Origin of the sequence: Zhenhengia sp. (assembly GCF_046966505.1) — a bacterium.
In the GTDB taxonomy this organism is placed as follows: domain Bacteria; phylum Bacillota; class Clostridia; order Lachnospirales; family Cellulosilyticaceae; genus Zhenhengia; species Zhenhengia yiwuensis.
Window position 1 is genome coordinate 304,562 of the sequence record NZ_JBKVCH010000003.1, and the last position, 12,314, is coordinate 316,875.

15 protein-coding genes are annotated in these 12,314 nt (G+C 34.7%); 1 reads left to right on the top strand and 14 read right to left on the bottom strand.

The genetic code is table 11. From position 1 onward, the window contains the following. The first annotated feature begins 186 nt into the window (after positions 1–186). Positions 187–1,101 (top strand): ribokinase, encoded by a 915-nt coding sequence (gene rbsK, locus ACLTBU_RS05485; protein WP_249333417.1) that lies wholly within the window; start codon positions 187–189, stop codon positions 1,099–1,101. 133 nt (positions 1,102–1,234) lie between these two features. Here rbsK and ACLTBU_RS05490 read toward each other — a convergent pair whose 3' ends face one another. From ACLTBU_RS05490 to ACLTBU_RS05555, 14 genes are all read right to left on the bottom strand, one after another. Continuing rightward, a complete protein-coding gene (locus tag ACLTBU_RS05490; protein WP_412218015.1) occupies positions 1,235–3,379 on the bottom strand; it encodes an ADP-ribosylglycohydrolase family protein in 2,145 nt (714 codons plus the stop codon). A gap of 126 nt (positions 3,380–3,505) precedes the next feature. After that, positions 3,506–3,838 (bottom strand): hypothetical protein, encoded by a 333-nt coding sequence (locus ACLTBU_RS05495; RefSeq protein ID WP_320650964.1) that lies wholly within the window; start codon positions 3,836–3,838, stop codon positions 3,506–3,508. Positions 3,839–3,877: 39 nt separating this feature from the next. After that, on the bottom strand, positions 3,878–5,188 hold the full coding sequence (locus tag ACLTBU_RS05500; protein WP_412218017.1) for a histidine kinase dimerization/phospho-acceptor domain-containing protein: 1,311 nt from the start codon (positions 5,186–5,188) through the stop codon (positions 3,878–3,880). Then, complete coding sequence (locus ACLTBU_RS05505) at positions 5,181–5,888, bottom strand: response regulator transcription factor (RefSeq protein ID WP_412218018.1); 708 nt, start codon at positions 5,886–5,888, stop codon at positions 5,181–5,183. The genes ACLTBU_RS05500 and ACLTBU_RS05505 overlap by 8 nt, the downstream gene beginning before the upstream one ends. 71 nt (positions 5,889–5,959) lie before the next feature. Continuing rightward, complete coding sequence (locus ACLTBU_RS05510) at positions 5,960–7,081, bottom strand: amidohydrolase (protein WP_412218071.1); 1,122 nt, start codon at positions 7,079–7,081, stop codon at positions 5,960–5,962. A gap of 19 nt (positions 7,082–7,100) precedes the next feature. Further along, positions 7,101–7,394: a hypothetical protein gene (locus ACLTBU_RS05515; RefSeq protein ID WP_177671338.1), complete on the bottom strand. Its 294-nt coding sequence runs from the start codon at positions 7,392–7,394 to the stop codon at positions 7,101–7,103. A 694-nt stretch (positions 7,395–8,088) separates the two neighbouring features. Then, positions 8,089–8,268, bottom strand: a complete 180-nt coding sequence (locus tag ACLTBU_RS05520; protein ID WP_412218019.1) for a hypothetical protein — start codon at positions 8,266–8,268, stop codon at positions 8,089–8,091. 422 nt (positions 8,269–8,690) lie between these two features. Continuing rightward, positions 8,691–9,122 (bottom strand): hypothetical protein, encoded by a 432-nt coding sequence (locus ACLTBU_RS05525; protein WP_412218020.1) that lies wholly within the window; start codon positions 9,120–9,122, stop codon positions 8,691–8,693. Between the two features lie 2 nt (positions 9,123–9,124). Next, positions 9,125–9,511: a helix-turn-helix domain-containing protein gene (locus ACLTBU_RS05530; RefSeq protein WP_249332886.1), complete on the bottom strand. Its 387-nt coding sequence runs from the start codon at positions 9,509–9,511 to the stop codon at positions 9,125–9,127. Positions 9,512–9,598: 87 nt separating this feature from the next. Further along, complete coding sequence (locus ACLTBU_RS05535; protein WP_412218022.1) at positions 9,599–9,973, bottom strand: helix-turn-helix domain-containing protein; 375 nt, start codon at positions 9,971–9,973, stop codon at positions 9,599–9,601. Between the two features lie 173 nt (positions 9,974–10,146). After that, positions 10,147–11,079: a hypothetical protein gene (locus ACLTBU_RS05540; RefSeq protein ID WP_412218023.1), complete on the bottom strand. Its 933-nt coding sequence runs from the start codon at positions 11,077–11,079 to the stop codon at positions 10,147–10,149. A gap of 20 nt (positions 11,080–11,099) precedes the next feature. Continuing rightward, positions 11,100–11,402, bottom strand: a complete 303-nt coding sequence (locus ACLTBU_RS05545) for a hypothetical protein (RefSeq protein WP_320650810.1) — start codon at positions 11,400–11,402, stop codon at positions 11,100–11,102. Continuing rightward, a complete protein-coding gene (locus ACLTBU_RS05550) occupies positions 11,402–11,641 on the bottom strand; it encodes a helix-turn-helix domain-containing protein (protein WP_320650811.1) in 240 nt (79 codons plus the stop codon). The genes ACLTBU_RS05545 and ACLTBU_RS05550 overlap by 1 nt, the downstream gene beginning before the upstream one ends. A gap of 10 nt (positions 11,642–11,651) precedes the next feature. Beyond that, a complete protein-coding gene (locus ACLTBU_RS05555; RefSeq protein ID WP_412218026.1) occupies positions 11,652–12,221 on the bottom strand; it encodes a helix-turn-helix domain-containing protein in 570 nt (189 codons plus the stop codon). Positions 12,222–12,314: the final 93 nt, after the last annotated feature.

Consider the following 12,314-nt stretch of genomic DNA (forward strand, 5'->3'; position numbering starts at 1 on the left):
GTATAACGTTTACTTCATTCTAGCATCCCGAACTTTTTACGTCAACTAAATCCGAACGTTTTTTTTAAGTTTATTCACTTTATACGATTTTCCATAAATTAATAGCTTTTTTATTGTTATTGACATTTATTCCCTTAATCAGTAGTATAAGTAATTAAAGAAAACGTTTACGTTAAGGAGATTCTTATGAAATCATCAAATATTCTTGTCATCGGAAGCTTAAATATGGACTGGATTATTAAGGTGCCACGCACTCCTCTTGCAGGAGAAACACTTACAGGTGAATTTTCACTTGCTGTACCTGGTGGCAAAGGCGCAAATCAAGCTTTTGCTGCAAGTAATTTAGGCGGCCATGTTTACATGCTTGGTGCTGTAGGCACTGATGAAGACGGTCAAACTTTAATTCAAACACTTAAGAAAGCTCATGTGCATACTGATGCTATTGCTCAGCTTGAAAATAATAAAACAGGTCTAGCACTCATTTATGTGAATAGCGAAGGAGATAATACTATTGTTGTTCTTCCTAATGCCAATGCTAAAGTAGATCATGCGGCCATCGATGCTCATATGGACCTCATGCATCATAGCGATATTGTCTTACTCCAGATGGAAATTCCTGAAGAAACCCTTTACTACGCTATAGATCTTGCTCATAGTCTAGGCAAAACTATTATTCTAAACCCTGCACCTGCACCAGATACTATTCCAGATCATATTTTATCTAAAATTGACTATCTTACACCAAATGAAACGGAGCTTACTACCTTATCTGGTATACAAGCAGATACTTTTGAAAATATAGAAAAGGCTTGCCAGTCTCTTATTGCAAAAGGCGTAAAAAATGTTATTACAACACTTGGCCCTCGTGGTGCACTTCTTGTTAACCAAGAACGTACTGCTCATTTTAAAGGTTTCCCAGCTCATGCTATTGATACAACAGCTGCAGGCGATTCCTTTAATGGTGCTATTGCTACTTACCTTTCACAGGGTAAAACCATTGATGAAGCCATTACTTTCGGTAATAAAGTTGCTTCCATCACTGTGACCCGCGTAGGCGCTCAGTCCTCCATTCCATCATTGGAAGAAGTACTTAATCACTAAACTCATCTCTACACAAAAAATAGAGAACCTATACAAAAAATAATTTTGTATAGGTTCTCTATTTTTATAGCTTTCGTTTCTCCCTTCCCATTTGCCTAGAAGTTTAGCATCACACAGCCTTCCTAATCCACTCTTATTTTATTTCCTGTAATTTATAGCTTATAAATCCTGTACGGCTTGCATGATTATTTCCAAATCCAATACATCCATGTCCATAAGTTCTATCTGTATCCTCATATGTAAGAACTTCACTTCCTGCTACGCTTACTGTGATTTTATTGTCTTTTGCAGTAATTTCTAATGTATATACCTCACCATGTTGCCACTCAAAATCTACTTCATGAAGCGTTGTATAATCTTCATATTTTTTATAAAGAGCAAGTTTACCTTCTGGTGCAAGTCCAACAGCATAACATCGATTACCCCCTTGTACTCTTACAAGCACATGGTGATGGTCACCTAATAAAGGTTTTAATGTAGCTTCAAGCTTATAATCACTCCAATGTAAATTACCTGTGTAAGCTTCAACAGGTTTACTGCTACCACTTGCCATAAGCATGTCTTCTTCTACTCTAAAGATACCTCTTAAGAATGTAAGATGGGCTGGTAATTCATGAATTGGATTCCATTTTTCATTTGGCAGCTTACCTAAATGCATTGCATAGTTACTATGACTAATGATTTCCATCTCATCTAAGTTAACGCTTAATGAGAACTGACGCATAGCCATATTACCTCTTACACAAATGATATAGAAACCAATCTCTTCTACAATCATATCCGTAGCTTCTGGAATTTTAAAGCTTACTTCTTTCCATTCTTTCTCATCTACAAGAAAACTTATTTCACTTTCCATAATATTTCCTGTCATACGGTCTAGTACATAAGGTACAACTTTCACCGTCCCTTGTTGATTTCCACTTACCTTAATTCTAGCTTTTACTTCATCCCCAGGGAATACAATAGGTGAGAAGTCTGGATCATAGCGGCTATCATCAAAATCACTTGGTGTATAGTAAGTTTTATAATAAAGCTTAAACTTATCTCCATTTCCTAAAACAGGTACTGTAGCACGTAAAGAACGTGTCCCTTTATAGCACTCATCATCTACATTTGTAAGGATTACATTTGGCTTACCAGCAAAATCTGCTCTTATACCAAAAGTAGATTTTGGATACTCAAAGTTAAAGTATTTGCCTTCCTCATGGCTAAAGAGTTCTTGCCACATTTCATTTGGCTCTATACCATACATTTCATGTGTTGTCTTAGCTGTAAGTGTCGCAATTTGAGGCACGTTTTGAATATTGAGGTAACCTAAGCTACCTGATGCACATACAAAATCACCAATTTGAGGAAGCCAACTATTATCAATGCCAGATATGCCGTTCATAACACCTAAAATACTTCCTACATTTCCTACATTACAGTCGGTGTCCCATCCACACATATTACAAATATTAATCGTACGAGAGTAGTCTCCTTCGCCATACATCATAGAAAGTACCATGACTGCTGCATTAGGAATAATGTGGCATACCCCTTCATAATGCTGATAACCATAGTGTTTTTCTACATAATGGAAAGCAGCTCTCCAATCAGCTGGATTTTCCTTAACATATCTGATTACATCTTCAGCAACAACTCGATACTCACAATCTGCTGGAATGAGGCTAAGTCCTGTTCTTATAATTTCTTCAATATCATCACATACATAAGCCTTAGCAATACATGCTGCCACAAAAGCTGCTCCATATATGCCATTACCGTCATGAGTTACACTTGCCATTTTCATAGCAAGGCTTGCAGCCAATTTCTCGTCTCCCGGACATAAGAAGCCCCATCCATCTGCAAAAATCTGTCCGCCAATCTGTTCTGCCATTGTTACACCATTTTGCGCAATAGACCCTGATCTAGGTGCTGGTATACCATTCATAAGGTTTTCATATGCTGTATGCTCAGTAGATACACCATAGCCCCCCCACCAGAAGAATCCATGTCCATCTGCTACATAATTGGTCAAAGTATGTGCCATATCCTCAGCTGATAACGCCTTATTATAATTAAAATCTTGAAGCGCTCTTATATAAAGCATTGGCCCATTAATATCATCATCGGCACAGAAGTTTTTATATGTAAATGGATAAGTGGTAATCTCACCAAAAGTATCTTTTATCTTTTGATACTCCCATCCTTCTACATTGGCACCATGAATGACACCGATAATTTTCCCAATCCATCCACCATACATCTTATCCATATACAATCTATCTAACTGCATTTTAAGTCCTCCTTAGATGTCATTTATTTTGAGTGTATTGTAGCATAGCATTTCAAAAGTATAAACAAAAAAATAGAAGTAAAGGTGTAAAAATAAATTTTTACCTTTACTTCTATTTAGGCCTCTTTAAAGAAAAATGAAACAATATACACTACTTGCAAGTCCTATGCAAGCTACAATTCTAGCTGCCCTACTCACGCCATACTCTTTATTTTGAAAGCTCATTAAAATAGCTGCAAGAGCTGGTATGCCTGGTAATAACCCTACTAATTGACTTGTCATATAGTTAGTTGGCAAACTTGTTACCGTAAGAAAAATAATTATACCTGTAAGTACAAGTGTTACAATAAATCCTGTATGAATTACTGTTAAATTTTTGCTAAATAGTGTAGTAATTATAGTAATAATAGAAATAAATAAAATACTTATAAAGAATAACCCTAATATACCTAGTGCCATATGGAGCACCTCCTTTAATTGATAAGCTTATTATAAAAGTTAATTCTGTAGATTCTTCATAGATAATTCTAAAGAATTCTGTAGAGGAAGCTCCATAACCACTTGAAATTGCAACTTATCTTGCCAAATCTTACAGCTTCCATTATAACTTTCTATAATCTCTTTGCAATTTTCAAGTCCAATACCATGACTCTCTGTCTCTACACCTTTAAGATTTATAGCGTTCGTTATACTTAGAATAAACTTCTGATTTTCTTTTTTTATGGAGACTTGTACAGGCTTCATTTTATCTGCATACTTTTCAATATTAGAACAAAAATTATCTAGTACACGTCTTAATAAAACTACATCTATACTAAGTGTATCACCTTTTGTCATAGTATTTTCATAAGTTACATTAAAACCACAACTATCTAACCAATCATCTATTTCTAATAAAATCTGGTCTGCCAAAATATGTGCTTCAAATAGCTGATTTTTCTTAGTCATCCCTCTTTTAGATGTACCTACATAACTAAAAAGTGTATCTGTGACACCTTTAATCTGAAGTGCTTTTTGGCTAGCAATGTGTATATACTCTTCCATCTGGCTAGAAGAACTATAAGCTCCTTTTTCTAAAAAATCCAAATAGCTCATAACTGCAGTTAATGGTGTTCGAATATCATGAGAAAGGGAAGAAACCATCTGCATATTCTGTGCTCTAAGCCTTTTCTCTTCTTCTATTTCCTGTTCAATACGACTCGCTAACGCATTAATATGACGTGCTACTTGCGTCAGTTCATCTTCCCCTTCAAGCGGAATACGCTTTTTTAGGTCTCCACTTTCCATAAGTTTAAGTATTTCGCTTATTCTAAGCAAATACTTAAACTTATAATGGCACATAAAAAGTACGAAGAAGATAAAAAGCATTCCTGAAGCCATCCTACTCATAATGCCTACCTGCATGACAAACTGCTTAGTATAACAAGGATATAACTTTACACTTTCCCTCCCATAAGGTGTCTTGACTTCAAAAGTATAAAAATCTTCCAGACCATAATGACTTGCCGTCAAATCCGGGCTTGTATAATAGAGCTTATCCTCCCTATACAAACTAATTTGTAGTTCTGGATACTCAACATTCCATGTTAATAAGCTACCTATAGGAAATTCTTCTCCTTCAGAACTTTGTAAAAGAGTCACAAGTTCCAAAGCCCCTTCTTTAATATAGGCCTGAAACTTTTCCGAACGTATTAATACCTTACTTCCCATAGATAAAGCAGCTGTATGAATAAAAACATATGAAAAAATAGCACCTATTGCAGCGATGATTATATACCCTATAATTTCTAAACTTAATTTCTTAGTCAATGTAGTAACCCTTTCCCCAGGCTGTTTTAATATAGCGTGGATGCCTTGTATCCTTTTCTATTTTCTTACGTAAATTCTTAATATGAACCATAACTGCATTATCGCCTACCACTGTCCCATCTTCTTCCCAAATACTCTTATAGATATTCTCCATAGAAAAAACTTTTTTACGGTGGGTTAAAAGTAAATGTAAAATATTATACTCCGTAGAAGTTAGGATAACTTCTACTCCCGCTACTGTAACCTTTTGAGTTTCTTCATCTAGGCATAAGTCTCCTACACTTAGTATAAGACTATCTTTAATAGGCATAGGTTGATAAACATAGCAACGTCTTAGAAGCGCCTTTACCCTAAGTAACAATTCTGTATTTGAGAAAGGCTTTGTAATATAGTCGTCGCCACCTGCACAAAAGCCCATAGCTTTATCTGATTCTTGTCCATAAGCTGTCAAAAATAAAATAGGTACCTGCCATCTTTGTCTAATCTCTGAGCAGGCTACAAAACCAGATTTTCCTGGCATATTTACATCTAATAGAATGAGCGCTATAGTCTCATCCACTAATTTTATAGCTTCCTCGCTATTACACGCACATACCACTTCATAGCATTCTCCCGTAAGGAGTATAGTTAAAATCTGACGTATATCTTGTTCATCATCTACAATTAAAATCTTCTGCACATTACTTGCTTTTATATTCATAAAAAATAACCCCCGTATTTATAAACTATAACTTTGAACTCATTATAGCATAAATAAAGGGGTGTTGTAGATTAAGCCTTATAGACTATTTGCCCATCAATGATGGTATAAAGTGTATCTGTAAAAATTTCCATTGGATTTCCTGAGAAAATAGCAATATCTGCATCTTTCCCTACTTCAAGACTTCCCACACGGTCTGACACACCACAAATAGTTGCAGCATTAATGGTAATTGCTTTAAGACCTTCTTCAATACCTAAACCTTCCTTTGCAGCAAGTCCGGCACATTTACTTAAATATTGCACAGGAATGACGGGATGGTCTGTTGTAAGCGCTACAAGCGTACCTGCCTTATGTACAATTCCTGGTGTTTTAAAGGTTTTGTTTTGAACTTCTATTTTACTTCTACGTGTTAACGTTGGACCAATAATAGCAGGATAAGAAGAGGCTGCTACATACTCTGGAATGAAGTGCCCCTCACTACAGTGGTCAAGTGTCATATGTAAATTAAATTCTTTTCCAATACGGATAGCTGTAAGAATATCATCGCTACGGTGTGCATGGGCTTTAAGTGGAATTTCTTTATTAAGCACTGGAAGCCATGCCTCTTGTTTAAAGTCTTCTGTAAAGTCCTCACCTTTTGCAAGGGCTTTTTCCTTCTTCTCTTTATACTGCGCAGCTTTTGTAAGCGTTTCGCGAAGCAGTGCTGCTGTAGCCATACGTGTAGCTGGCATTTTACCTTTACCGCTGTAGACACGCTTCGGATTTTCTCCAAAAGCAATTTTCATTGCTGCTGGCTCTTTCACAATCATATCATCTATGCTTTTTCCTTTTGTTTTCATAAAGACAAATTGGCCACCTACTACATTAGCACTTCCTGGCCCTGTCATAACCGATGTTACACCACCTTCTACTGCATCATTAAAGGCTGTATCCATTGGATTAATTGCATCAATGGCTCTAAGCTGTGGTGTAACTGGGTCTGTCATTTCATTTGTATCATTTCCCTCAAAGCCTTTATCTTCTTCCATAATCCCTATATGGCAATGTGCTTCTATAATACCTGGCATAACCCAGCCACCTTTAGCATCAATAATCTCCATATTTTCTGTCTCTACAATAGATTCCCCTATTTCTTTGATTTTTCCATCTTCCACAAGGATACATCCCTTTTCATAAGTAATCCCTGCCATTGTCAATACTTTACCATTTTTAATAAGTAACACGACCTGCCTCCTTAGCATCTACTACATAAACTCTAAGCTTATTGCTTCTTGGAAATTCTCTTCTTTCCAGTGTCTTTAACAATTTCTTCATATCCTGTACTTCTAGATTCATAAAAGACTGCTTTTCAAACCCCTCTTCATAAACATTATAGTTTACTGCAAGTTTTTCGATAACTACTTTTCTATCTTTCTTAAAAGTACGGATATCTAAACACTTTCCTACTTCAAGCTTTTCTAATCTTTTTAAAGTGTCCGCAATAAAGCTATCCTTATTAATCATATTTTCAGCCCTTCCTCTTGATGTCTTAATTTTATTTTACACCTTTTTATGATTTTAGAAAGTTTTTTAGCTTGTTTTATTCAGATAAAATATAAAATTGTACTCTCCCCCTTAGACTTTACTACTGTTAATGCAGAGGAGGTATATGACATTCTTAATCATGAGGTATGTAATTAAAATGATACCCTCCTAATTCATGTAAATTAGCCTAAACTTTCATCGACAATAACCCTATATGGCATAATCGTATCATTTCCTTGCTCCCTCTCACTCTTTCACATCCCTTCTTGTATCCTTCACTTTATATACCCTCTATCTTATCAAAAAGTTTGAAGAAAAATATATTTTTATAAAATAAAAACACCTACCAAATGGTAAGTGTTTGAAATACTACTTATTTTGTCTTGAAATGCCTTAATAATTCCATTGCAATAAGTAAAGCACTATATAATGGAATGGCAACTAGCAATAACAAATGATTTATTTTTGCTCAATTAATTATTTCAGTATAATGCTAAGCCTTAATACTATTACCCTAACTAACCTTTTAAAGATAGATTCTAGATCTTCCTTTTCTTGTACAATCCCTATGGATATTCTTAGTGCGTATTTTGTCTACGCTAAAAAATATATCCTATGAAGATTAATACTAGCCCTATACCTATTAAGATAAATTGTGCAATTGCAAAATTTCTTAATAAACTCTTTGTACTATTCCATAAATCTCTTTACCTATACTACTCATATTAGAAATATTATAATATGTGATGTCAGCATGAGCATCTGTGTGCTGCCTTAGTTCTGCTTGGCAATTGGCACAGTAGAAATCCCCCTCATTATTTTCATAATTACATTTCGGACATACTTTTTTCATAATCTATTACTATTTCCTCCTGTATTTATTATCTGATTGATATACTAATATTTACATTTAATTATATAAAATAATTCATTATACAATAAAAAAATAGACTTAAGCCTTATCTCATAAAGCTTAAGTCACATTTTATATACTAAGAGCGGATGACGGGAATCGGACCCGCGTCCTCAGCTTGGGAAGCTGTAATTGAGTCATTTTTTAATTTTCATCAATCCCTTTATTTACAATACTTAGGGCTATTTTTGCACAATCTATTTTTATAGATTTTCTCGTTTGTAACTCATTTGTAACTCACTTAAGTTTTTTTACATTAATTTAACACAACTATGTAAGACCTCCTCTTTAGGAGGCTTATTTTATTAACTCTTATACTATATTTTACTCCATATTAATTCAGCATTCTATAGTATACCTAATTAAAACTTTGAATGAAATACTGTACATATAGATAATACAGCAAAGCCTATCATCAATATTCCCATAATAAACATGCTTATAATAAATCGTTTAGTCCTCTTTTCATCTCTCTTAGTATAATTTTTAAATGTAAAAATTGGGCTAAATCCCAAAAGCAATAACTGTTGAAAGGCTTCAGAAAAGTTCCTAAAGGAAACCTTGTACAGCGTCTTTCTTCCCTCTTTAACCCTAATCATTCTGAATGCATGAATACCATGATTATCTACACTATACAAGTCTCTTAAAAAATTTGCCCCAAATGCCGACATAATAAGAATCCCTATAAAAATACCCGCAAGTATCAGAATAACCTCTTCAAAATGAACTAGAAAATTATATGGGAATATCTCCACCATTGTTTCCTCATACCATTCTAGAAATTTATTAAACATATCTATCTCTCCTTTTCTTTTGCTAAGTGCTCTGCCATTTCACGAAGTGCTTGTATAGCTTCATCTATTTCTTCATTCGAAAGCGATTTGTCTTTAGATATTTGATTAAGTGTTTTTCTTATTGAACTAGGTAATGCAATAATATTGGGAACTTGTTCACTTTCTATCCTTCCATACATATCAAATAACTCTTGCTTATCAATATCATAAAATTCAGCTAAACCTATTAACATTGACTCTCCGGGTAAGGTTTTCCCTCTTTCTATTAAGCTAATATAATTTCCTGATACGCCTAATTGCCTTCCAACTTTATGTACTGATAAGTTTTTTTCTTTCCTCAATTCTCTTAATTTCTCACCAGCACACACCCACATTTGATTTTTTTTCATATATGCCACCTCATATGTCTAGTGTGAGATATAGAGCAGATAATATGTATATGAGTGTACAAAAAAAGACCTACAATAAGGCCTAATTTATATCCTATATTTCTCTGCTATCTCTTTCAATTCATCTAAGACTTCATCAAAATATTCTTGTGTTGCTAATTTACTAATTGAACGATCATTAGCAATCTGCCTCAAATATGGTGATAATGATGCTATTTCTTCTGCCCTATTACTTTCAATTAACTGATACATATCATATATTTGTTTTCTATCTATCTCATAAAGCATTGCTAATGAAACTATTATTGCCTCTGAAGGCATCACCTTACCACGTTCTAACTTTATTATATAAATAAGTCGCACTCCTAACTCGTCTCTAACTTGAAATACCGATAAACCTTTTTTCTTTCTTATATTGCGTAACTTTGAACCTGCTTCTATCCACACTTCGTTTTTGTTCATAAATTTCACCTCAGTAATTAGTGTGGATTTAAAAGTTTGAAATATGTATTTTATTGAGTGGAAATAAAAAAGAGGGGGCAATACCTTTATATAGATACTGCTCCCTAATTTTTAATCTCTTGCCTTATAACATAAGGCCCTATTTCTAAGATTAGATGCTCTCAATATACCTATTAATTTAAACTTTCTACATAACCCAGCGCATTTCCCCACCATCTTACCTCTATTGCTACTTCTACATTATTCTTAACCTTCCCTTCAACAGCTCCCAAAAACTTCTCTGCCCCTCCACCAACAAATACCTTATCATGCAAGATGGTCTTACCAAACCTATTTTCGATGTCTTTCATAATGTCTCTACAAACCGGAAGTATATCTGACAAATGGTCAACTAAATTAAAGTCCCCTTTTTCTGTCCTAATAATTGGCTTATTGGATTGAAACTTTTTATCGATTTGCTCTATAGTAACTTCTACACCCTCACTAGCAATCTTATCCTGCAATACCTTATACATATCATAAAGGGCAATGTTAGTCGTTCCATAATTGCTTATTGTAAATTTACCATTCCATTCTACTAGGATAACATCTGTGGTCTTCATTCCTATATCTATAATAAGTGTGGTATTATCTTTGTCTATATAATTTGTCAGAATCCTAAGTGCTGCATACCCTTCTGCTTGTACTTTAACATCAACAAGGTTTACTGATATCTCTTTTCCATTAACCACACCTTCTATTGTTCCAAGAGCCTTTATCTTCTCTCTAAACTCTTCCTTCTTGGCTTTGTAGATACTGATTGGTAATCCCACACCTAAGTTAATATAATGTGTGCCACTTCCATATAAACTATGTACTGCCCATACTATTTGATGCTCTATGTATTCTCTATTTGTCTTGTCCACATTACTAAGGGTAGTCTGCCCTACCCCTAGTGCTAACTTAACTCCCTTACATTCTATAATATCTCCACTTATAAGAGCCGTATCCATTGAGTATACGCTATTCGTGTAGGCCTTTATTATCTCACCTTTATCATTTATGCCAGCCACACAAATGGTGCTGTTACCCATATCAAGTCCTAAATTTTTCACATTGTTTGCCATGTTGTCATGCTCCCTGTTGTTTAAAATTCTTCTATTTCATCAGTATTGTGTAGTGTGGTTATAATTGGTGCATTTTGGTGTACTATTGGTGCTTGCTGGTGCTTGATTGGTTCAATTAGGTGTTGCTGTGGTTGACATTCTTGCCCTTTTGATTCACACTCCCACCAATTTAGTGCATCTTCTACCACACTTGTACCATTCTTCCTTATATAATCATCTAAGGCCTTATTAATCTCACCATTTAGGTTTCTAAAATTAGCCTTTGCCATAAGTCCTAGTTGCTTCTTCATTCTACTGCTTATGGATATACTAAATCGTTCCATTACAATGTACTTCCTACGATTTTTTCTATATCTACTGCACGTATTTTTATAGTTCCAAACTTAATAGCTGGAATTTCCTGTCTCTTAATCATTTGATAAACAGCTTCCCTAGTTACCCCTAACCTTTTAGCTACTTCTTCAACTGAATATAGTGCTTTTTCATGCTTCTTCTTTTTTTCAATTTCCTCTAATCGCTTAGTTAGTTGTTCAATTTTTACTGCTAGTTCTCTATTTGTCATTTTATCACCTCTATGTAAATTGTAGTTGACTTACGCCACACCATTCAGTTGGTACTTCCCTATAGGTGCTTGCCAGTTCTTCATTCGTTCTAAAGCGAGTGGGTTGAGCCTGATCTATAGGCTCCCCCTTTAGGAAAGCTTCTATCTCAGGGAATCTTCTTTTAAGCCTTTCGATTGCATCCTCAGCCATCTTATTAAGGTCGAAGCCTTTCCACATGAGTGGCTTCTTTTTAGGTGGTGTGGTTGATAGTTCTTGTTGTTCTTGAGGTACCTCCTCCTCAATATTTTCTTCCTGTGGTAATGTATTCTTAACCACACGAATTGTTCGTTTATAGTTGTCCTCAAGGGTTGAGATTATGTAATTCTTGGTAATGAGTGATTGGATAATATCACTTGCTCGTTTAGGTGTTACTTGAAGGATTTCTGCAAAATACTTATTTGATGCAAAGCAACCGTTATTTTTATCTAATGCCTTGATGATTGCTAGTGTGAATTTTTCTTGAAGTGTTAAATTAGAATCTGTAAGAATGTCAAGGCCAATCCAAAGACCTTCCATAGTATTAGATGTGGTATTTTGCATAGCTGTACTCCTTTCTAGTTTGTCCAAGTTGTTATAGTGATATTATACCATAACGGATATACCCAGTCAACAGGTCACCTGTTTATAGGTTGT